Source organism: Streptomyces sp. NPDC021224, from assembly GCF_044332905.1.
GTDB lineage: Bacteria > Actinomycetota > Actinomycetes > Streptomycetales > Streptomycetaceae > Actinacidiphila.
In genome coordinates this window covers 134,490-154,768 of sequence record NZ_JBIRPW010000013.1, presented here as the reverse complement: position 1 = coordinate 154,768, position 20,279 = coordinate 134,490, and the positions used below count along the sequence as shown (strand labels likewise).

Below are 20,279 nucleotides of genomic sequence, written 5' to 3'. Positions count from 1 at the left end.
GGCGGTCGAAGCCGCCCGGGTCCCGGGTGCGGGCGCGGCGTATCCGCCCGGCGAGGGCGGTGAGCGCGGAGCGCGCGGAGGGTGCCGTCACTCCTCCGCCCCGGAGACCCGGTCGAGCAGCGCCATCGCCTCGGTGACCGCGGCGATCTGCTCGGGGGTCCCGTGCTCGGCGAGCGCGCGGGCCAGCCAGGTCTCCCGCGCGCGCCGGTCGCCGGTGCGGCGGGCGCGGCCCTGGTCGGTGAGCGCGACGAGCTGGCGGCGGCCGTCGTGCGGGTCGGGGCTGCGGGTGACCAGTCCGGCCGCCTCCAGCGCCGCGACGACCTTGGCGATCGACTGCGGGCGCACCCGCTCGACGAAGGCCAGCTCACTGGCCGTCGCCGGGCCGCCCTTGTCGAGCCGGACCAGCACGGAGGCCTGGGCGGGCGTGAGGTCCCCGTCGACCGCGACCTCCCGGAGGCGGCGGCGCAGCCGGTTGAAGACCACCACGACGTCGCGCGCGGCCTGCCGCGCGGGTTCGGGGAGGGCGCTGTCGTCGTTCACGGCCCCCACGATAGATAGACAGCTCAGACTGCGCAACCTCGGGTGTGCAGTCTGAGCTGTCTTTCGGCCGGGCGCGGGCGGGCGGACGCGCACGGACGGACGGGGCCCGGGTGCGCGGCTGCGCGGGCGGGCGGCACGGCGGATTTCGCCCGCCGGCGCACGGCCCGGGACGCAGTACGCGCCCGCGCGGACGTAGTCGGCGGGAGGAATCGAAGGGGCGCGCGATCCCGGCCGGTGCGTTCGGGCCGGCCGCCGGGAGCCACCTTGACGCAGCGTCAGTCCGCCCGCGAGCCTTGGGAAACCTTCCGGCGGACGAGAGGCTGTACGGCATGAGCTGGATCGACGAGACCGGGCGCCACGAGGGCTTCGTGGCCGCCGTGCTGGCGGACGGCGGCGAACCGGGCCCGCAGCAGGACGGCAGCCGGATGCCGTGGTGGTCGTACAACGGCGCCGACGGGCCGCGCGCGGTGGCCGTGAAGGGCGCGTGCGCCTGCGGCTGGCGGGGCTCGGCCGCGCACCCGGTGGACTTCGGCGACGACGAGGCGACCGAGGGCTACGAGGGCGACACCGGTCCGTACGCGGACTGGGAGCGGCACACCGCCGCGGCCGAGGGCCTGATCCCGCAGGACGTCGAGCAGCTGCTCGGCACGCTCCAGCGGCGGATCGGCGAGCTGTCCGAGCGGCAGCAGCTCACCGCGCTGCGGGTCGCGGCCCGGGTGGAGGGCCTGGCCCCGATGTGGAGCGCCGCGGCGGCCCAGGAGGCGCACCGCGGCCTGGTCACCTGGGAGGCGATCGGCGCCCCGTTCGGGCTGAGCGGCGACGCGGCCCGTATCCGCTTCATGTCGATCCCGGGCTCGTCGGATTCGCTGGACTGACCGCGGGGCGTGCCGGTTTCACGTCCCGTCACCGGCCGTGAGGGCGGCGACGCGGGCGCGCAGGAATTCTTGCTCGGCCTCGTTGGCGGTGCTGCGCAGCGCCGCCCGGAAGGCGGACGCGGCCTCGTCGGTACGGCCCAGGCGGTGCAGGAACTCGCCGCGTGCGACGGCCGCGTAGGGGTAGCCCGCGAGCTGCGGCTCGGCCGCGAGCGCGTCGAGGGCGGCCAGGCCCGCCGCCGGGCCCCGGGCGAAGCCGACGGCGACGGCGCGGTTGAGCGCGGCCACCGGTGTGGGGCGGCGGCGCAGCAGCAGGTCGTACAGCCCGACGATCTCCGGCCAGTCCGTCTCCTCCCACGTCGGCGCCTCGGCGTGCACCGCGGCGACGGTCGCGCGCAGGGCGAAGGGTCCCGGCGGGCGGCGGCGCAGCGCGCGGCGCAGCAGCACCTGGCCCTCCGCGATGGCCGCGCGGTCCCACCGGGTGCGGTCCTGGTCGGCCAGCAGCACCGGGCGCCCGGCGGCGTCGACCCGGGTCCCGCGGCGGGCGTCGGTCAGCAGGATCAGCGCCCGCAGGCCCGCGACCTCGGCGTCCCCCGGCAGCAGCGCGCCGAGCATCGCGGCCAGGGCGGCGGCCCGCGCGAGCAGGTCGGTGCGCAGCAGCTCGGGCCCGCCGGGGGCGACATGGCCGGTGGTGAAGACCAGGTCCACCACCGTGAGGACCGCGTCGATCCGCTCGGGCAGTTCCTCGGAGTCGGGTATCCGGTACGGGATACCGGCCGCGGCGATCTTCTTCTTCGCGCGGGTGATGCGCGCGGCCATGGTCGTCTCGGGGACGAGGAAGGCGCGGGCGATCTCGGCGGTGGTCAGGCCGCACACCAGCCGCAGCGTCAGCGCGACCTGGGCCTGCGGGGCGAGGGCGGGGTGGCAGCAGGTGAAGACCAGCCGCAGCCGCTCGTCGGGGATGTCGGCGCCGTCCGCGGGGCCGTCCACCGCCTCGTCGTCGGCGAGCAGCGGCAGCGCGGTGCGCAGGAACGCGGCGCGCCGGACGACGTCCACGGCCCGGTTGCGGGCCGTGGTCGTCAGCCAGGCGGCGGGGCGGTCGGGCACCCCGGCGGACTCCCAGGCGACCAGGGCCCTGGCGTAGGCGTCCTGCACGCACTCCTCGGCCAGGTCCAGGTCACGGGTGACGCGGACCGTCGCGGCGAGCACGAAGGCCCACTGCGTGCGGTGCGCCTCGGCGACGGCGCGGGTCGCGGCGGACTCCCCCGAGCACTCCGCCGTGTTCTGCGCCGCCCGTTCCGCGTCCGCGTCCGCCGCCGGCTCTCCGGCGGCTCCGGTCGTCCGCATCTGCGCCCGTCCTCCGGTCAGTACAGCGGGCGGACCTCGACGGCCGCCTCGCCCGGCCGCCCGAAGTAGGGCAGCCGCTTGGCGACGGCGAGCGCCGCGTCCAGGTCGGGGACGTCGACGATGTAGTAGCCGCCCAGGGCCTCCTTGGTCTCGGCGTACGGGCCGTCGGTCACCAGGTGGCCGCCCGCGCCGTCCTCGCGCACCACGGTCGCGGTCGACGTGGGCTTGAGGTGCTCGCCCGAGACGACCACGTCCTTGTGCTCCTCGTTGAACCGCCGGTGCCCCTCGTCGAGCGCGCGCAGCACGTCCTCGCCCGCCGTCTCGGCGTATTCCTCGTTGTCGTGGATGAGCAGCAGGTAGCGCGCCATGGCTCCCGTCCTTCCTGTCCCGGCGGCCCGGCCGCAGCGCGCGGCCCGGCCGCCTCTCGTGGCCTTACGCCCCTTCGACGAACGGGGAGACCCCGGAATCGACACCCGCCGGGGCGGATCCGCCGCCGGGCGCGGGCAGCGGGGCGTCCAGGTGCCGGGCGACCCGCTCGCGCAGCCGTATGTACTCCTCCCACCGGCGCGGCAGCGGCCCCGGCGGACGCACGACCCGGCGGGCACCCGTGACGCGCTGGCCGCGGCGGAACTGCTCCTTGGTGACGTCGATGTGCAGGCCGCTCGGCAGCTCGTTCCACCAGTGGTGGCCCTGGGGCTCGCCCGCGAGGTGCACCTCGCCGACCACCAGGTCGCCGCCGAAGAAGTCGTGGACGAGCAGCGCGCTGATGTCGCAGTGGCCCCACGCCGGGTTGTCCGGCGACCACGCCTCGCGCGCGACGTCGTCGGGCGAGCAGGTGTCGGCGGCCCAGGAGGCGCGCAGCGCCCGGTCGAGATCCAGCAGGCTTCGTACGGTCATGCGGGCAGCGTCCCACGCACCACTGACAACGCCCCCGGCGCGGGTGGCGGTGCGGGTCAGGGCAGTGCGCGCAGGGCGGCGGGCGTGAGGTCGGCGAGGGTCGGGTAGCCGTCCACGGCCATGATCAGGTCGGCCTCGGCCAGCACCGTCCTCAGGACGTGCACGATGCCGTCGGTGCCGCCGAGCGCGCAGCCGTAGGCGTACGGGCGGCCGAGGCCCACCGCGGTGGCCCCGAGCGCGAGCGCCTTGACCACGTCGGCGCCGGAACGCACCCCGGAGTCGAAGAGCACCGGCAGGCCGTCCACCGCCGCGACCACGTCGGGCAGCGCCGTCAGCGCGGGCAGGCCGCCGTTGGCCTGGCGCCCGCCGTGGTTGGAGACGTAGACGCCGTCCACGCCGCCGTCCCGGGCGCGGCGGGCGTCCTCGGGGTGGCAGATGCCCTTGACGACCAGCGGCAGCGTGGTGAGGGAGCGCAGCCAGCTCAGGTCGTCCCAGGTCAGCGGGTTGCCGAAGAGCTGCGTCCAGAGCAGGACGGCGCCCTGCGGGTCGTCGCGCGGGTCCTTGCCGAGCAGTCGCCGGAAAACCGGGTCGGTGAGGTAGTTGGTGAGGCAGTGGCCGCGCAGCTGCGGGAAGTTGCCGGTGGCGAGGTCGCGCGGGCGCCAGCCGGTGACCCAGGTGTCGAGGGTGACGGTGATCGCGGCGTATCCGGCCTGCTCGGCCCGCCGGACGAGGCTCTCGGCGAGGTCGCGGTCGGTGGGCGTGTAGAGCTGGAAGAGGCCCGGTGTGCCGCCCAGCTCGGCGGCGACGTCCTCCAGCGGGTCCACCGACAGCGTCGAGGCCGCCATCGGCACACCGGTGCGGGCCGCGGCGCGCGCGGCGGCGAGGTCGCCGTGGCCGTCCTGCGCGCACAGCCCGAGCACCCCGATGGGCGCCATGAACAGCGGCGCGGGCCAGGTCCTGCCGAACAGCTCCACGGACAGATCCCGGACGCTCGCGCCGACGAACATCCGCGGGTACAGGCCCCAGCGCGCGAAGGCCTCGGTGTTGGCGCGCTGTGTGGCCTCGTCGCCCGCGCCACCGGCGACGTACGACCACACCGAGGGCGGCAGCGCGGCGGCCGCGCGCCGCTCCAGCTCCGCGTACGCCATCGGCAGGTCGGGCAGCACACCGCCGAGGGCGCGCAGGTAGATGTCGTTCTGGTAGTTCCCGAACGAGGGCTGCGGGAGCTGCGGCGGCTGGTCGCTCATATGGTGTTGTCCTCGCGGTCGGGCGGCGGCGCGGGCCGGCTACTGCGCGGGGTAGATGTCCCCGGCGGCCATCATGCTCTCCTGATCGCTGTCCGATTCCAACTGCCTGGCGCGCTTCTCCAGCGAGCTGCGCTCGGCGGCGTCCGCCGCGTGCGCCGCGTCGTCCTCCAGTTGCTGGGCCTGCTCCCGCAACTGCTCGACGTGGCGGTGGGAGGCTTCCTGCTCGGTCATGTCCTGCTGCGTCGTGCCCTGCTCCGTCATGGCGGGACCTCGCTTGCCGTGGGATGTCCTCGCCTTCCAGCGAACCAGGCTCCGCGCCGCGCGGCCACCCAGGCCCCTTCCCCGCCCGCCGCACCACCCCCGCGCCCGGCCCGTCAGGCGGGGGTACGGGGCCGGGTGCGGGTCGCGGCGACGGCGAGGGAGGACTGCAGGCGGCGCGCGGCGGCCAGGTGGTCGCCGGTCCAGACGATACGGACCGCGGTGGCGGTGGCCTGCCCGTGCTCGTCGCGCAGGTCACGGCGTACGGCGGCGGCGAGCCGGGCGTCGGCTGCGGGGTCGTCGGGCTGCGGCGCGGGAACGGGCTCGCCGCCCCGGATGCCGTCCGCGAGCCCGTGGTACCAGGCCGAGACGCCGTCCGCGGCGGACAGCAGCTCGGTACGGGCCGCGGCCCGCTCGGCGTCGGTGTGCGGATCGCCCGCCCGCTGCCACAGCCCCAGCACCGCGTCCGCGGCGAGCCGCAGCCCGACCACACCGGTCACCAGCGCGGTCATCTCGGCGAGCGGCACGGGCTTGGGCCCGCGCTCGGTGAGGTAGCCGCGGAAGGCGTCGTCGAGGCGCCGGGCCGCGGCGGCGGCCTGCCGCCCGGCGGCGAGCGGGGCCGCGGCGGGCTCGGGCCCGGCGGAGCAGCAGCCCACCGCGTAGTCGACGGCGTCCGCGAGGTAGTCCGCGCTGTCCCGGTAGGCCGTCGCCATGGTCTTGTCGACCTCCGCGGCCGCGCCCCGCGGCCAGAAGAACACCCCGACGACCAGGCTCACCGCGCAGCCGATGGCGATGTCCTCGACGCGGAAGAGGCCGACGCGCCAGCTGGGCACCTGCCCGATGTTGAAGAGGATCACCAGGGTGACGGTGAAGGCGGCCTGGCCCGCCGCGAAGGAGATCGCGGCGGGCGCCACACCGGCCAGCAGCACCGCGACCGGCAGCAAATACCACAGCAGCACGCTGTCGTGCCCGATGAGCTGGAGCAGCCCGGCGCCGAGCACCGACCCGGCGACGGTCCCGGCGAGGCCGCGCACCGCGTTCTGCCCGGTGTTCAGGGCGTTGGAGCGCAGCACGGAGAGCGCGCCGAGCACGACCCAGAAGGAGTGCTGCACGCTCGCGACGTCCGTGACGGCGACCGCGAGGGCGAGCCCCACCGCGCCGCGCACGCTGTTGTGCAGCCACACCGAGTGCGCGGAGAAGTGCGCCGCCGCCCGCTCCCGCGCGGCCTCGGGCGCGGACGGCAGCCCGCGGGGCGCCCGCCCCAGCAGCCGGTCGGCCCACCCGCGCCGCTCCGCGGCGGCGGCCAGCTCGACGTTGGCGGCGATCTGCAGCACCGCGAAGCTCAGCTCCTGCGCCCGGAAGGACGCGTCGAGCGCCCCGAGGAAGGCGGTGACATCGGCGTCCCCGGCGCCTTCCGGGCCCGGCGCGCGCCCCGGGACGGCCTCGGCGCCGCCCTGACCGGTGCCCCCGTCCCGGCCGGGAACGGCCGCTTCGCGCCCGCCGGACCCGCGCTCGTCCCGCTCACGCTCTCCGCCGGGTGCCGGGAGCCGGCTCGTGGCGTCCCGTTCCAGCGTCTCCAGCGCCTCGCGCAGCCGGTCGGCGGCGGTGCGCAGGGGCGTGGGGTCGGCGGTGCGGGTGGTGAGGAGGTCGGCGGCGCGCTCCAGGGTCTCGGCGGCGGCGAGGCGGACCCGGCAGGGGGCCGCGGCGCGGCCGCGGGCGGCGTCCTGGGGCGTACCGCCGTGGGCGACGATCGCGGTGAGCCAGGTCAGCTCGTCGACCAGCCGGACCAGCGCGCGGCCCCCCGTGGACAGGCCGGTCGGCCGGTAGGGGGTGCCGTCGAAGGCACGGCGCAGCCGGTTCCCGGCCTCGGCGACGTCGGTGGTGGCCTGCGCGCAGCGCGCGTCGTCGGGCGGTTCCGGGCCGAGCACCAGCGCCGCCTCGACGCGCAGCCGGGCGGCCACGGCCCGGCAGACGGCGACGGCGGGCCCGGTCAGCGGGTCGGTCGCCGGGCGCGGCCACAGCAGCGCGGCGGCGAGCATCGACGCGCCCGCGGCGAGTCCCGCCCCGGACAGCCGGTCGGGCAGCGCGGAGAGCGGGGCGCGCAGCGACACCGGCAGGATGAAGCCGAGCAGCAGCGCGGTCGTGGCGCCGGCCAGCGTGGAGCTGACGATGCCGCAGAAGAGCGCCGCGAAGCCGACCACCGCCATGGACAGGACCCCGAGCCAGGTGATCCGGGAGACCGCCGTGCCCCAGCAGATCAGCACCGCCCAGGTCACGGCGAGCGCGGCCATGGCGCGCAGCCGGCGCGGCACGGGGCCGTCGAAGTCGACGAGCAGCAGCATCGCGAAGGCCCCGAAGGCGGCGAAGCTGGCCATCTCGCGCGAGCCGATCACCTGGCTGCACAGCGCGAAGAGCCCCGGCATGACGATGGCGCCGCGCCCGGCCCGGCGGGTGGCGGCCAGACCCGGGTCGCGCTTGCGCAGCCAGGCCAGGGCCCGCGCGGGCAGCCCTGCGGTGCCGGGGCCGCGGTCGCGGTCCGCCGTGCCGCGGCTCGTGGTCTCCATACGTCTCCGTTCCGCGGGGAGGCGGCGCCCGGGCCCGGGTCACCGCCGGCGTCGAGTATCGCCGCTGGGCGGGCCGCCCGGGGGCAGCGCACCGCGCGGCGCGCGCACCGCCCGTAGGCCCCCGGTGGTTCGCGCGGTACGAACGCGCCGCGCCCGTGCCGCCCGGACCCGGCGCGCGCCGGGGCGGGTGTCAGCCGGGCGCCGGGCGGGGCGTGCCGGTCCAGCGGTCGAAGCGGCCGGTGATGTCGGCGAAGTGCTCGGCGATCCGGGCGGCGGCCGCGTCCGGGTCGCGGGCGGCGACGGCCTCCAGGACGCGGCGGTGCTGGCGCACCACCTGGCCGTGGGCGGTGTGCGGTTTGCCGACCTCGCTCTCGACCTGCCGGTAGACGTCCCAGAAGAGCGCGATGAGCTGGAGCACCAGGGCGTTGCCGAGCGGTTCGTAGAGCAGCTCGTGGAAGCGGCGGTCGTGTCCGGCGCGGCCCGCGTCGCCGTCGGCCTCCAGCGCGTCGAGTTCGGCGCGCAGCCGGTCGAGGTCGGCGTCGTCCAGTTCCAGCGCCGAGCGGCGGATGAGGCCGGACTCCAGCAGCGCGCGGACCTCGACGATGTCCAGCAGCCCGCGCGGGTTGTCGCGGCGCACGGCCAGCCGGGTGTGGAAGAGCAGGCCGGGGGCGAGGGAGCGCAGCTGCGCGGTGCCGACGTAGGTACCGTAGCCGTGCCGGATGTCGACGATGCCGAGCGCCTGGAGGCCCTTGAGTGCCTCACGCACCGAGTTCCTGCTGACACCCAGAGTGCGCATGAGTTCCGGTTCCGGCGGCAGCACCTCGCCCGGGTCGAGGTCCAACTCCACGATCAGGTCGATCAGTTGGTCCTGCACGCTGGGCCGGCGCGGGCGGTCGGCCGGGGTGGCCGCCACCTCGGGGGGCTTGCGCTGAGCTGACATGCGGCCTACGTTACCGCCACGCGTAGGACGTCGGACGTCCTACGTCCCATGAGTCCAGAAGCGACTCCGACGACGACCCCGGCTCCCGAGGATGCGAGCACATGAGCAGCACATACGACGCCGCGCCCCCGCTGCGCTGGCGCGCCGAACTCTCCCGGCGGGACTGGAGAGCCTTCTCGGCCGCATGGCTCGGCTACGCCATGGACGGCTTCGACTTTGGACTGATCTCCCTGGTCCTGACCGAGATCGCGCACGACTTCCACCTGTCCGGCGTGACCGCCGCGACGCTGGTGTCGGCCGCGTTCGTCTCCCGCTGGTTCGGCGGCCTGGCCATCGGCGCGCTCGGCGACCGCTTCGGCCGCCGCCCCGCGATGGTGCTGAGCATCGCGCTGTACGCGGTCGGCTCGGTGCTGTGCGGCTTCTCGTGGAACTACTGGTCGCTGTTCGCCTTCCGGATGGTCGTCGGGCTGGGCATGGCGGGCGAGTACAGCGCGAGCGCCACGTACATCATCGAGAGCTGGCCGCGCCGGATGCGCAACACCGCCAGCGGCATGCTGCTGTCCGGCTACCCGCTGGGCGGGGTGCTGGCCGCCAAGACGTACGCGTGGGTGGTGCCGCACACCAGCTGGCGGGTGCTGTTCTGGATCGGCATCCTCCCGGTCTTCCTCGCGATCTGGCTGCGCCGCAGGCTGCCGGAGGCGGAGGAGTGGCAGCGCTCCAAGGACGCGGGCGAGCGCCCGGTCAGCGCCACCGCGCTGCTCTTCGCGCGCGGCAGCCGATGGTGGACGGTCCCGGCGTGCCTGGTCGCCGCGGTCGCGCTGCTGGTGGTGCTGCGCAACCAGTCGCTGGCCGTCACGCTGCTGCTGGTCGCGGTGATCGCGGCCTGCTTCGTGGCGCTCGCGGTGCGCTTCGCGCAGCGGCTGTGGCCGGTCGTCGTGGGGCTGATGGTCACCGTCTTCTGCGCCTTCCTCTACTCCTGGCCGCTCCAGTCGCTGCTGCCGACCTATCTGAAGAACGATCTGCACTACGACCCCGGGCAGGTCTCCGACGCACTGCTGTACGCGGGCTTCGGCTACGCGGTCGGCTCGGTCGTCAGCGGCTACCTCGGCGACCGGTTCGGCACCCGGCGGGCGTACGTGGGGATGCTGGTCGTCTCGCTGGCCTTCGTCTACCCGGTCTTCGCCCTCGGCGAGGGGCACACCGTGGCCCTGTGGGTGCTGCTGTTCCTGCTGGTCGGCACCAGCCAGGGCGCCTCGGGTGTGCTGCCCAGCTACATCAGCTCGCACTACCCGGTCGGCATGCGCGCCGCCGCACTCGGGTTCAGCTACAACGTGGGCGCGCTCGGCGGCGCCGCGGCGCCGGTCCTGGGCGAGAAGATCGCCGGGCCGCTGGGGCTCGGCACCGCGCTGGCCGTGCTCGGCGCCGCCCTGACCGCCGTCGTGGTGCTGCTGGTCGGCTTCGACGTACCGGCGCGCGTGCAGCGCGCCGCCGACCGGCGGCACGCCGCGACAGCAGGAGAATCCGCAGCAGTCGAACCACCGGCAAGTGAGAAGGTCTGATGTTCCACGGAGTCGTCCCTCCCCTGTGCACCCCGCTGACCGAGGACGGGGAGGTGGACACCGCCTCGCTGGAACGCCTCACCGGCTTCCTGCTGGACGCGGGCGTGCACGGCCTGTTCGTCGGCGGGTCCACCGGCGAGATCGCCCAGTTGACGGACGCGGCGCGGGACACCGCGCTGCGCACGGTCGTCGGCGCCGCCGCCGGGCAGGTCCCGGTACTGGCCGGTGCGATCGACACGGGCACCCTGCGGGTGCTCGACCACGCCCGCCGCGCCCAGGCGCTGGGCGCGGCCGCGGTCGTGGTCACCGCGCCGTTCTACGTGGGTGTCGGCGAGAGCGAGGTCAGGGCGCACTACGAGCTGCTGCACCGGCGGCTCGAACTGCCCGTCGTCGCCTACGACATCCCCTCCAACGTGCACACGAAGCTCCCCCCGGCGCTGCTCGGCGAGCTGGCCCAGGCCAAGGTGATCGCCGCGGTCAAGGACTCGTCGGGGGACCTGGAGTCCTTCCAGCGCGTGCTCGACGGCGCGACCGGCAGCGGTGCGGGCGTGCTGACCGGTTCGGAGACGCTCGCCGACCTCGCGATGGCCCGCGGCGCCGACGGCATCGTGCCGGGCCTGGGCAATGTCGACCCGCACGGCTACGTGCGCCTCTACGACGCCGTGCGGGCCGGGGACACCGCCGCGGCCGCGGCCGAACAGCGGCGGCTGACCGCGCTGTTCGGGATCGTCGAGGTCGCCGACCGGTCCCGGATCGGCCGGATGTCGGGCGCGCTCGGCGCCTTCAAGGCCGCGCTCGCCGCCCGCGGGGTCATCCGCCACGCGTACACCCAGGCGCCGCTGCTGCCGCTGACGAAGGCGGAGGCGCGGGCGGTCGCCGACCGTCTCGAAGCCGCCGGGCTCGGCCTCGCCGACTGACCGGGCGGCGGTCTCGCCGACCGACCGGGTGGGGGGCGGTCCGCCGCCCCCCACCTGCGGCTTTCCGCTCCGCCCCGGGCCGGCCGCGGACAGAATTCGTCGAACCCCTCCCCTCGTGCCGTGATTCAGGTCACAATTGACTGATCGTCAGCGAAACCTCCGCGCAACATGCGGACGGCCTCCCCTCATACCGAGGGCCTGACGAGGGATCACTCTGTAAACGTTTACAGCACGTTCGCAGACCACTGACGCGCGATCACCGGCGCGTACCCGCCCAACGGCACAGTGAGGGGACGACCATGACGACTTCCGGCGGACCGCCCACGGTGGAGACCATCGCGGAGCGGGCGGGCGTGTCCATCGCCTCCGTCTCCCGCGTGCTCAACGGCCACGGGGCCCGGCCCTCGACGGTGCGCCGCGTGGAGCAGGCCGCGGCCGAACTGGGCTACGTGGCCAACGGCGTGGCCAGATCCCTCAAAGGCGGCCGGACCCGTCAGCTCACCTTCGCGATGCCCGACGTCGGCAATCCGGCGTACGTCTCGATGGTCCGGCAGATACAGGCGGTGGCCAAACCGCTCGGCTACCGGCTGCTGCTGCACTCCACCGGCGCCGTCACCGAGGACGAGCTGGACGTGGTGCGCAGCCTGGCCGACCGCACCAGCGACGGGCTGATCCTGTGCCCGATCCGGGTGACCGACGCGCATCTGGAGGTGCTCGCCGCGGCCGCCCGCCCGGTGGTCGTCATCGGCTCGCTGCCCGACCCGGCGGCGGTCGACAGCGTACGGGCCGACTCCGTGCTCGGCGCCGTCCTCGCGGTGCGCCACCTGCTGGAGGGCGGCCGGCGCCGGATCGGCTTCGTCAGCGGGCCCGCCGACACCGTGCCCGGCCGCAACCGCCGGGCCGGCTACGAGACGGCGCTGCGCGAGGCGGGCCTGGCACCCGATCCCGCGCTCACCGTCACCGCCGAGTTCGGCATAGAGGCCGGCGCCCGCGCCGCCCACCGGCTGCTGGACGCCCGCCCCCGGCCGGACGGCGTGCTGTGCGCCAACGACCAGCTCGCTCTCGGCACCGCGCACGCCGCCCACGACCGCGGCCTGTGCATACCCGACGACCTCGCGGTGGCCGGGATGGACGACAGCGAGCTGGCCCGGGCCGGCCGCCCGGCGCTCACCAGCGTCGACCTCGGCTCGGCCGAACGCGGGCGGCTGGCCGCGCAGATGCTGGTCGACCGGCTGGAGGGCGGCCGCCACCCGGTGCGCTGCCCGACCGTACCGCCGCGGCTGGTGGTCCGGGCCTCGACGGGCGCCGTCCGGGCGCACCGCGCCACCGCCGCCGCCGCGGGGAGCGCGTCATGACCGCCGTCGCCGCCGAGGCGCCCCGCCCGGGGGCCGGCACTCCCCCGCCGCGTACCGCGCTCGCCCGCCGCCGGACGCTGGGCCTGGACCGCGACGCCTGGTTCCTGCTGCTGCCCGCGCTGATCCCGGTGGTGGTGCTGAGCGTGGTCCCGCTCTGCTACGGCATCGCGCTGGCGTTCACCGACGCGCAGTCCGGCGTGACGCGCTCGACGTCCTTCACGGGCCTGGACAACTTCGCCGACCTGCGGCTGGACTCGCTGTTCTGGGAGTCCTTCCGGATCGGCCTGGTCTGGGCGGTGTGCGTGACCGTCCTCCAGCTCGCACTGGGCCTGGGCCTTGCCCTGCTGCTGAACCAGAACCTGCGCCTGCGCTGGCTGGCCCGCACCCTCGCGCTGGTGCCGTGGGCGATGCCGGAGATCGTCGTCGGCATCATGTGGCGGCTGGTCTACAACCCGGACGCCGGCGTCCTCAACAACACGCTGCGCCATCTGCATCTGACCTCGGGCCACACCGACTGGCTGTCCAGTCTGTCGCTGGCCCTGCCCTCGGTCGTCGTGGTGGGCGTGTGGATGGGCATGCCGCAGACGACCGTGGTGCTGCTCGCGGGCCTCCAGAACGTCCCCCTGGAGCTGCACGAGGCGGCGGGCATCGACGGGGCGGGCCTGTGGCGCCGCTTCACCACCGTGACCTGGCCGACGCTGCGGCCGGTGGTGCTGTCGATCACCGCGCTCAACTTCATCTGGAACTTCAACGCCTTCGGCCTGGTCTTCGTGCTGACCGGCGGCGGTCCCGGCGGCAAGACCCGGCTGCCGATGCTCTTCGCCTACGAGGAGGCCTTCCGCTACGGCCAGTACGGCTACGCGGCGGCCATGGGCCTGGCGATGACCGCGGTGATCGCGGTGCTGCTCGCCGTCTTCCTGCGCAACCGGCTGAAGGAGACCGACCAGTGAGCGCCGCCGCCACCCCCGCCACCCCCGCGTCCGGTCCAAAGGCCGTGCCCGTGCCCGCTCCCGAGCCGCGCCGCCGGGTGCTGCGCCGCCGCGCGGGCCGCACCGGGCAGTACGCCGCGCTGCTGTGCTACCTGGTCTTCCTCGCCTTCCCGCTGCTGTGGCTGCTGTCCACGGCCTTCAAGTCGCCGCGCGAGCTGGGCTCGGTCGATCCGACGTGGCTGCCCCGGCATCCGACGCTGGACAACTTCCGCACCGCGCTGGACGAGCAGCCGCTGCTGCACGCCGCCCTCAACAGCCTGCTCGTGGCGGGCGCGGCCGCGGTGGTGTCGGTCGCCGTCGCGGTGCCCGCCGCGTACGCGATGGTGCGCTTCCGCGGCGCCGTCAGCCGGGCCGGGACCGGCTGGATCCTGGTCAGCCAGATGTTCCCGCTGGTGCTGGTCATCATCCCGTTGTTCATGGTGCTCAAAAATCTGCGGCTGATCGATTCCCGCCCCGGCCTGGCCGTCGTTTACGTGGTGTGGACGCTGCCCTTCGTGCTGTGGATGCTGCAGAGCTACGTCAGAGCCGTGCCGGTGACGCTGGAGGAGGCCGCCGCGATCGACGGCTGCGGGCGCTGGCGCACGCTGCGCAGCGTGGTGCTGCCGCTGCTGGCGCCCGGCCTGGTGGCGACGCTGATGTTCGCCTTCGTCACCGCGTGGAACGAGTTCTTCTTCGCCCTGGTCCTGCTCAAGACGCCGGAGAAGCAGACGATGTCCGTGATCCTGACCCACTTCACCGGTGCGGAGGGCGCCGCGGACCTCGGCCCGCTCGCCGCCGCCGCGCTGCTGGCCACCCTGCCCAGCCTGGTCTTCTTCGCGCTGCTCCAAAAGCGCCTGGTCGGCGGCATGCTCTCCGGGGCGGTGAAGGGCTGATGCGGCGCCGGACACTGGTCGGCGGCGCCGCCGCGGCCGCCGCCTCCGCCGCGGGCGGCCCGCTGCTGGCCGGCTGCGGCACGTCGGCCGGATCGGGTACCCCGACGCTGGACTTCCTGTCGTTGGCCTGGCAGGAGGAGTCGGTCAAGGCCAACAAGGCGCTGGTGGACCAGTGGAACGCCACCGGCCCCGCGGTACGGGTCCGCTACGTCCAGGGCAGCTGGGACGACGTCCACGACCAGCTGCTGACCTCCTTCGAGGGCGGCGCCGCGCCCGACGTCATCCACGACGAGGGCAACGACCTCACCGACTTCGGCTCCGGCGGCTACCTCGCCGACCTCACCCCGCTGCTGCCGACCGCGACCCTCGCCCGTATCCCGTCCGCCGTCTGGGACATGGCCCGCTTCGGCGGCGGGCTGTACGGGGTGCCCTTCCTCCAGGAGCCGCGCATGCTCGTCGCCGATCGCGCGCTGCTGGTCCGGGCGGGCATACGGCTGCCGGACGCGGCCTCGCCCTGGACGTGGCAGGAGTTCGAGGACGTCACGCGCGAGCTGTCGCACCAGGGCGGCGGCCGCGCCGAACGGTACGGCGTGGCGTGGCCGATGAGTTCCCCGGTGAGCGTGACGCTGAACCTGGCGCTCACCACCGGCGGGCGGATCCTCTACGCGCGGCCCGGCGGCCGTACCGAAGTGCGCCTGGGCGCGGCCGACTCCGCCTTCCCCGAACTGGTCCGCCGCCAGGTCCACGACGACCGCTCGGCCCCCGCGAGCGCGCTCGGCATGAGCGGCGGCGACGCGCTGCCCGGCTTCTTCGCCGGACGGTACGCGATGCTCCCGCTCAACCTCTCCTACCGCCAGCAGATACAGCAGCAGGCACCCAAGGGCTTCGACTGGGTGACGCTGCCGCTGCCGGTCGGCGCCGGGGCGCCGGACGGCGGGCGCGCGCAGGGCGTCAGCCCGCAGACGCTGTCGGTGGCCCAGAGCTGCAAGCACAAGGAGGCCGCCGCCGCGTTCATCGACTTCATGACGCAGACCCCGCACCTGGTGCGGCTGGCCCGCGGCGACTGGATGGCCCCGACCGGCAGCGACGCGCTGCGCGACCCGTCGCTCACCGCCGACACGCTCGGCTGGCGTACCGGCATGTCCGTCGCCGCGCACCTCGTGGCCTCCCCCGCGCTGGGCCGGCGCGGCTACCCGGAGTGGTCGGACAAGGTCGCCACGCCCGCGCTCCAGCAGTTCTACGGCGGTGCCATCGGCCTGGACGGGCTGCGCGACAAGCTCGTGCGCGACGGCAACCGCGTCTTCGACCGCTACCGCACCTGAGCCGCCGCGCGCCGCCCGCGGAGCCGCCGGTTCCGGTCACGCCCGGACCGGCCGGCTCCGCCCCTCCCACTCCCCCTCCTTCTCCCCTCCAGCCGCCGACTCCCCACTGCGGCGGGTCTTCCGCCTCCGGGACCCGCCCGGCGGCCCGAAGCGCACCGCCGACCGCCACGGAAGGAGCCCCCCGCCGTGTCCCCGTCCCCCCGCGCACACCGCCCGCCGCCCTCCTCGCGGCCGCCGCCGTACGGACCGCCGGTACGGCGCACCTCGGCACCACCCCGCAGGACTCACCAGGAAACGGCACGTCATGAGCACAACTCCCCCGCCCCCCGCCGCCCCCGGCCCGTACGCCCTCTCCCCCACCCCACCCCCCGCCGGACCCCGCCGACCCCCGCCCCTGCCCGGCTCACCCCGTGACCACGCGCGCGGCGCGCTCACCGGCCTCGCCGTCGGCGACGCGCTGGGCGCCCCCGCCGAGAACATGAAACCGTCGCAGATCCGCAAACGCTGGGGCCGCATCGAGGACTTCGTCACCGACGACCCCGCGGGCACCGACGACACCGAGTACGCGATCCTGTCCGGCCTGCTGCTCGGCCGGTACGGCTCCGCGCTCACCCCCGCCGACGTCGAGACGGCCTGGCACGTCTGGATCGCCGACCGCGACGAGGGCGCCTTCCGCGGCGCCGGCTTCAGCGAGCGCGGCACCCTGGAGAACCTCCGCCGGGGCCTCGCCGCCCCGATCACCGCGCAGCACCGGCACGCCTGGAGCGACGGCCTGGCGATGCGGGCCACGCCCTGCGGGGTCTTCGCCGCCGGGCGCCCCGCGGAGGCCGCACGGCTGGTCGCCATCGACGGCACGGTCAGCCACGAGGGCGAGGGGATCTACGGCGGCCAGGCCGTCGCCGCGGGGGTCGCTGCCGCGATGGGCGGCGGCGACACCGCGGCCGTGATCACCGCCGCGCTGTCGGTGGTGCCCGAGGACTCCTGGACGGCGCGCTCGCTGCGCCGGGCGGTCACCGTCGCGCGCCGCCTCCGGCTGGACCCGTCCCTGGCGGTGCTGGACCGCGAACGGGCGCTGCGCGCCGCGGTCGTCATCGGCGGCTACCCGTGGACGGACCTGGCGCCGGAGGCGGTCGGCCTCGCGTTCGGCGCGTTCGCCCTCGCGGGCGGCGACTTCACCGGTTCCGTGCTCACCGCGGTGAACATGGGCCGCGACGCCGACACCACCGCGGCGGTGGCCGGAGCGCTCGCGGGCACCCTCGGCGGCTGGACCGCGATCCCCGAACGCTGGTCCAAGGCCGTCAAGGACGTGCGCGGCAGCTGCCTGCCCGCGATGGCCGGTTACCACGTCCTCGACATCGCCGACCTCCTCTCCCCCGACACCCCCACCCTGGCGGCGTCATGACCACTCCCCCCCTTCCCGAGAACCCGCCGCCCACGGCACGCGCCCCCCAGCCCCCTCCCCCTGCCCCCACCACACCCCGGGCCCTCACCGGGAACCCGGCCCCCACCGCGCCCCCGACCCGCACGGCGAACCCGGCCCCCACCGCGCCGTCAGACCCCGCCCACGACACGCACACCGCACCACCGGCCCCGCACCCGGCCCCCACCGCGCCGTCAGACCCCGCCCACGACACGCACACCGCACCACCGGCCCCGCACCCGCACCCGGCGCCCGGCTCCCCCCGGGCCGCCGTACCGGGCCCGGCGCCCGCCGGGTCGCCCGAACCTCCGGGCCCGCCAAGGGGTCCGGTGCCCACCGCACCCGCCGAGCCCGCGCTCGGGAATCGTGCGGGGTGGGCCGCTGGTGCCGTGCCCGTCCCGGGCGACAGGCCGCCGTCCGGGGGGAGTCGCGCCCGGGGTGGGCCGGCGGGGGCCCGCGGTGCGGTGCCGTTCGCCGAGGAGGACGCGCGCTCGCGGGTCGAGGGGATGCTGCTGGGGCTCGCGGCGGGGGACGCCGCCGGGTGGCCGGCGGCACGGCACCGGGCGGTGCGGATGCCGGAGTGGACGCGGCGGCTCACCCGTGAGCTGGACACCTTCGCCGAGCAGAACGAGACCACGACCCTGCCCGTACCGATCGCCCTCAACCAGCCGCCCGAGCCCCTGCGGCTCGGCCCCTCGGACGACGCCGAGTGGGCGGCCTTCACCGCCGAGGCGGTCGTCGCCTCGCGCGGCGCGCTGCTCAGCGACCTCAGCCGGGACCGCCGGGTGCGCGCCGCCGTGGACCTGGCGTGGATGTCGCTGGCGGCCGAGATCTCCTCGGCGGCGGCCCGCGCCCCGGAGGTGGAGTCCGCGGAGATCCCGCTGCGCGCCCGTATCTCCGTACGCGCCGGGCTCGGCAATCTCGCGACCGGCCTGCGCCCGCCGGCCTCCGGGCACGACAACCCGCACTTCTTCGACGACGCCGCGTGCGTCCGGGCGTGCGTCCTCGCGGTCGTCCACCCGGGCGACCCGCAGGCGGCCGCAGACCTCGCCGAGTTCGACGCCCGCTACACGCAGGACGAGGACGGGGTGCACGGCGCCCGCGCGATGGCCGCCGCGGTGGCGCTCGCGCTGGCGGGCGCGTCCGCCGCGGAGTGCGTGACCGCCGCGCAGGCGCAGCTACCCGTGGGCTCGGAGATCGCGCGCAACGCCGAGCACGCCGTGGACATCGCCCGCGGCGCGGCCGAGGAGGCCGCGGGCGGGCGGGCGTTCGGGCTCGTGCCGCTGCTGGAGCACCAGATCATCGACCACGTCTACAGCTACGGCATCGCCGCCGCCGACACCGTGCCCGTCGCGCTCGCGCTGGTGCTCGCGGCGGACGGCTCGGCCGTCGGGGCGGTGCCCGCCGCCGCGTGCCTGTCGCGGGTCGCGGACTCCGCGCCCGCGCTCGCCGGGGCACTCGCGGGCGCCCTGGGCGGCGCCCGCTCGCTGCCCGCCTCCTGGCGGGCGGCGTGCCGCATCCTGGCCGGCTGCGCGCTGCCGCGCCTGGCGGGCCTGGACCTCATGGAGCTGGCGGGGCGGCTGGCCGCCATCGAACCGGCCGTGCCCACCACCCCCTTCCCGGAAGGACTCGCATCCCATGCAACCGACGCTTGAGGACCGCATCACCGGCTGCCTGGTCGGCGCCGCCGTGGGCGACGCGCTGGGCGGCCCGGTGGAGGGCTGGACGCCCGAGCAGATCGCCGAGCGGCACGGCGGGAGGGTGCGCGGCATCGTCGGCCCCTTCCACGCCGACTGGCGCACGGCCCGGCCCATCGCGCCCTACCACAAGGGCGACGGGCACGTCACGGACGACACCCTCATGACGCACGCGCTGGTCCGCGTCTACGCGAAGGTGCGCGACCACCTGGACGCGTACAGCGTCGCCGAGCACCTGGTGCCCGACCTGATCGGGACGCCCCGCTGGGTGCCGGAGCTGGAGGCGGAGGCGCTGCCGCTGCAACGGATCTTCCTCGCCGAGAAGTGGATCGTGGCGCGGCTGCACTACGGGCACGTGGACCCGCGCGAGGCGGGCGTCGGCAACATCGTCAACTGCGGTGCGGCGATGTACATGGCGCCGGTCGGCGCGGTCAACGCGGGCAACCCGGCGGGGGCTTACGCGGAGGCGCTGGAGGTGGCCGCGCCGCACCAGTCCTCGTACGGGCGGGAGGCCGCCGGGGTCTTCGCGGCGGCCGTGGCGGCGGCCTTCCTGCCGGGCGCGACGGCCACCAGCGTCGTCGACGAGGCGCTCGCGCTGGCCAAGGACGGTACGCGGGCCGCGATCGAGGCGGTGTGCGAGGCCGCGGTGGCGTACGACGACTGGGAGCGGGCGCTCGGGCCGCTGCGCGAGGCCGTCGCGCCCTTCGACACGGTCGGCCCGCACTACCGCGAGCCCTCGCTCGGCGCCCGCCGCCCCTCGCGGCTGCACGCCATCGAGGAACTGCCCGTGGCGCTCGGCATGCTGCTCGTCGCGGGCGGGGAGTTCGCGCCCGCGGTGCTCGGCTCGGTCAACTACGGGCGGGACTGCGACTCCATCGCCACGATGAGCGGCGCCCTCGCGGGCGCGCTGGGCGGCGGCGCGGCGGTCCCCGCGCAGTGGTCCGCCGAGGTCTCCCGCGCCAGCCGCCTCGACCTGCGCGCCCCCGCCGCCGAGCTGTCCGCCGTCACCCGCGAGGTCTTCGCCCGCGACACGTCCCGCCGCCGCGCCCACGAGGCGGCGTTCGCCGCGCTGGCGGCGTCGCGGTGAGCGCGGTGCCCGCCGTGGCGGCGAAGGGCGGGCACGACCCCGCACCACGCACCACCGGCACACCCCGCCCACCCGCCACGCCGCCGGGCCCACCCGGAGCCCGCCCCGAACCCGCGACACCGCTCCCCCTCCTCCACCGTCCGACACCACCACCAGCCCCGGCCCGACCCGAACCCGCCACCGCCGCACCGCGCCGCTACCCGGCACCACCACCAGCCCTAACCCGGCCCGAACCCGCCACCGCCACACCGCACCCCTACCCAGCACCACCACCAGCCCCACCCCGGCCCGAACCCGCCACCGCCGCCGCACCGCGCCCACCGCGCACCCCTCCCGGAGCGGCCGGAACCGGCGCCACCGCCGACCGGCCGCACGGCACGCCGCCGGGGCCGGCCC

The 20,279-nt window shown here is 76.0% G+C and carries 18 protein-coding genes; 10 read left to right on the top strand and 8 right to left on the bottom strand.

Annotated features, from left to right (window positions below):
* Positions 1–87 precede the first annotated feature (87 nt).
* Complete coding sequence (locus tag ACH4PY_RS27800) at positions 88–540, bottom strand: MarR family winged helix-turn-helix transcriptional regulator (RefSeq protein WP_398188558.1); 453 nt, start codon at positions 538–540, stop codon at positions 88–90.
* A gap of 329 nt (positions 541–869) precedes the next feature.
* Here ACH4PY_RS27800 and ACH4PY_RS27795 point away from each other — a divergent pair, with 329 nt between their 5' ends.
* Positions 870–1,415, top strand: a complete 546-nt coding sequence (locus tag ACH4PY_RS27795) for a hypothetical protein (protein WP_398188555.1) — start codon at positions 870–872, stop codon at positions 1,413–1,415.
* Between the two features lie 18 nt (positions 1,416–1,433).
* On the opposite strand, the gene ACH4PY_RS27790 is transcribed toward ACH4PY_RS27795, so the two are convergent.
* The 7 genes from ACH4PY_RS27790 to ACH4PY_RS27760 all read right to left on the bottom strand — a co-directional run bounded on the left by ACH4PY_RS27790 (position 1,434) and on the right by ACH4PY_RS27760 (position 8,665).
* Positions 1,434–2,759, bottom strand: a complete 1,326-nt coding sequence (locus ACH4PY_RS27790) for an RNA polymerase sigma factor (protein WP_398188552.1) — start codon at positions 2,757–2,759, stop codon at positions 1,434–1,436.
* Positions 2,760–2,776: 17 nt separating this feature from the next.
* On the bottom strand, positions 2,777–3,127 hold the full coding sequence (locus ACH4PY_RS27785; protein ID WP_398188549.1) for a YciI family protein: 351 nt from the start codon (positions 3,125–3,127) through the stop codon (positions 2,777–2,779).
* Between the two features lie 64 nt (positions 3,128–3,191).
* Positions 3,192–3,656, bottom strand: a complete 465-nt coding sequence (locus ACH4PY_RS27780) for a hypothetical protein (RefSeq protein ID WP_398188547.1) — start codon at positions 3,654–3,656, stop codon at positions 3,192–3,194.
* A gap of 56 nt (positions 3,657–3,712) precedes the next feature.
* Complete coding sequence (locus ACH4PY_RS27775; protein ID WP_398188544.1) at positions 3,713–4,903, bottom strand: alpha-hydroxy-acid oxidizing protein; 1,191 nt, start codon at positions 4,901–4,903, stop codon at positions 3,713–3,715.
* Between the two features lie 39 nt (positions 4,904–4,942).
* Complete coding sequence (locus ACH4PY_RS27770; protein ID WP_398188541.1) at positions 4,943–5,164, bottom strand: DUF6381 family protein; 222 nt, start codon at positions 5,162–5,164, stop codon at positions 4,943–4,945.
* Between the two features lie 113 nt (positions 5,165–5,277).
* Complete coding sequence (locus ACH4PY_RS27765; protein WP_398188538.1) at positions 5,278–7,725, bottom strand: FUSC family protein; 2,448 nt, start codon at positions 7,723–7,725, stop codon at positions 5,278–5,280.
* 190 nt (positions 7,726–7,915) lie between these two features.
* Positions 7,916–8,665, bottom strand: a complete 750-nt coding sequence (locus tag ACH4PY_RS27760) for a FadR/GntR family transcriptional regulator (RefSeq protein WP_398188534.1) — start codon at positions 8,663–8,665, stop codon at positions 7,916–7,918.
* Between the two features lie 101 nt (positions 8,666–8,766).
* Here ACH4PY_RS27760 and ACH4PY_RS27755 point away from each other — a divergent pair, with 101 nt between their 5' ends.
* The 9 genes from ACH4PY_RS27755 to ACH4PY_RS27715 all read left to right on the top strand — a co-directional run bounded on the left by ACH4PY_RS27755 (position 8,767) and on the right by ACH4PY_RS27715 (position 19,883).
* On the top strand, positions 8,767–10,224 hold the full coding sequence (locus ACH4PY_RS27755; protein WP_398188531.1) for a sialate:H+ symport family MFS transporter: 1,458 nt from the start codon (positions 8,767–8,769) through the stop codon (positions 10,222–10,224).
* Positions 10,224–11,141, top strand: coding sequence for a dihydrodipicolinate synthase family protein (locus ACH4PY_RS27750; protein ID WP_398188528.1), 918 nt, complete (start codon positions 10,224–10,226; stop codon positions 11,139–11,141). Before ACH4PY_RS27755 ends, ACH4PY_RS27750 begins: the two co-directional genes overlap by 1 nt.
* 299 nt (positions 11,142–11,440) lie before the next feature.
* On the top strand, positions 11,441–12,496 hold the full coding sequence (locus tag ACH4PY_RS27745) for a LacI family DNA-binding transcriptional regulator (RefSeq protein WP_398188525.1): 1,056 nt from the start codon (positions 11,441–11,443) through the stop codon (positions 12,494–12,496).
* Positions 12,493–13,446: a carbohydrate ABC transporter permease gene (locus tag ACH4PY_RS27740; protein ID WP_398188522.1), complete on the top strand. Its 954-nt coding sequence runs from the start codon at positions 12,493–12,495 to the stop codon at positions 13,444–13,446. Before ACH4PY_RS27745 ends, ACH4PY_RS27740 begins: the two co-directional genes overlap by 4 nt.
* Before the next feature lie 80 nt (positions 13,447–13,526).
* Positions 13,527–14,357 carry a carbohydrate ABC transporter permease gene (locus ACH4PY_RS27735; RefSeq protein ID WP_031519658.1) on the top strand — a complete coding sequence of 277 codons (831 nt, stop codon included), beginning with the start codon at positions 13,527–13,529 and terminating at the stop codon, positions 14,355–14,357.
* Positions 14,357–15,679, top strand: coding sequence for an extracellular solute-binding protein (locus ACH4PY_RS27730; RefSeq protein ID WP_398188519.1), 1,323 nt, complete (start codon positions 14,357–14,359; stop codon positions 15,677–15,679). Before ACH4PY_RS27735 ends, ACH4PY_RS27730 begins: the two co-directional genes overlap by 1 nt.
* A 304-nt stretch (positions 15,680–15,983) precedes the next feature.
* Positions 15,984–17,081 carry an ADP-ribosylglycohydrolase family protein gene (locus ACH4PY_RS27725; protein WP_398188516.1) on the top strand — a complete coding sequence of 366 codons (1,098 nt, stop codon included), beginning with the start codon at positions 15,984–15,986 and terminating at the stop codon, positions 17,079–17,081.
* Between the two features lie 482 nt (positions 17,082–17,563).
* Positions 17,564–18,754 carry an ADP-ribosylglycohydrolase family protein gene (locus ACH4PY_RS27720; RefSeq protein WP_398188514.1) on the top strand — a complete coding sequence of 397 codons (1,191 nt, stop codon included), beginning with the start codon at positions 17,564–17,566 and terminating at the stop codon, positions 18,752–18,754.
* Complete coding sequence (locus tag ACH4PY_RS27715; RefSeq protein WP_398188511.1) at positions 18,738–19,883, top strand: ADP-ribosylglycohydrolase family protein; 1,146 nt, start codon at positions 18,738–18,740, stop codon at positions 19,881–19,883. The genes ACH4PY_RS27720 and ACH4PY_RS27715 overlap by 17 nt, the downstream gene beginning before the upstream one ends.
* Positions 19,884–20,279: the final 396 nt, after the last annotated feature.

Excerpts from the sequence above, each read along its gene's own strand:
- ACH4PY_RS27795 (WP_398188555.1), top strand. The coding sequence starts at position 870 with ATGAGCTGGATCGACGAGACCGGGCGCCACGAGGGCTTCGTGGCCGCC.
- ACH4PY_RS27790 (WP_398188552.1), bottom strand. The coding sequence starts at position 2,759 with ATGCGGACGACCGGAGCCGCCGGAGAGCCGGCGGCGGACGCGGACGCG.
- ACH4PY_RS27785 (WP_398188549.1), bottom strand. The coding sequence starts at position 3,127 with ATGGCGCGCTACCTGCTGCTCATCCACGACAACGAGGAATACGCCGAG.
- ACH4PY_RS27780 (WP_398188547.1), bottom strand. The coding sequence starts at position 3,656 with ATGACCGTACGAAGCCTGCTGGATCTCGACCGGGCGCTGCGCGCCTCC.
- ACH4PY_RS27775 (WP_398188544.1), bottom strand. The coding sequence starts at position 4,903 with ATGAGCGACCAGCCGCCGCAGCTCCCGCAGCCCTCGTTCGGGAACTAC.
- ACH4PY_RS27770 (WP_398188541.1), bottom strand. The coding sequence starts at position 5,164 with ATGACGGAGCAGGGCACGACGCAGCAGGACATGACCGAGCAGGAAGCC.
- ACH4PY_RS27765 (WP_398188538.1), bottom strand. The coding sequence starts at position 7,725 with ATGGAGACCACGAGCCGCGGCACGGCGGACCGCGACCGCGGCCCCGGC.
- ACH4PY_RS27760 (WP_398188534.1), bottom strand. The coding sequence starts at position 8,665 with ATGTCAGCTCAGCGCAAGCCCCCCGAGGTGGCGGCCACCCCGGCCGAC.
- ACH4PY_RS27755 (WP_398188531.1), top strand. The coding sequence starts at position 8,767 with ATGAGCAGCACATACGACGCCGCGCCCCCGCTGCGCTGGCGCGCCGAA.
- ACH4PY_RS27750 (WP_398188528.1), top strand. The coding sequence starts at position 10,224 with ATGTTCCACGGAGTCGTCCCTCCCCTGTGCACCCCGCTGACCGAGGAC.
- ACH4PY_RS27745 (WP_398188525.1), top strand. The coding sequence starts at position 11,441 with ATGACGACTTCCGGCGGACCGCCCACGGTGGAGACCATCGCGGAGCGG.
- ACH4PY_RS27740 (WP_398188522.1), top strand. The coding sequence starts at position 12,493 with ATGACCGCCGTCGCCGCCGAGGCGCCCCGCCCGGGGGCCGGCACTCCC.
- ACH4PY_RS27730 (WP_398188519.1), top strand. The coding sequence starts at position 14,357 with ATGCGGCGCCGGACACTGGTCGGCGGCGCCGCCGCGGCCGCCGCCTCC.
- ACH4PY_RS27725 (WP_398188516.1), top strand. The coding sequence starts at position 15,984 with ATGAGCACAACTCCCCCGCCCCCCGCCGCCCCCGGCCCGTACGCCCTC.
- ACH4PY_RS27715 (WP_398188511.1), top strand. The coding sequence starts at position 18,738 with ATGCAACCGACGCTTGAGGACCGCATCACCGGCTGCCTGGTCGGCGCC.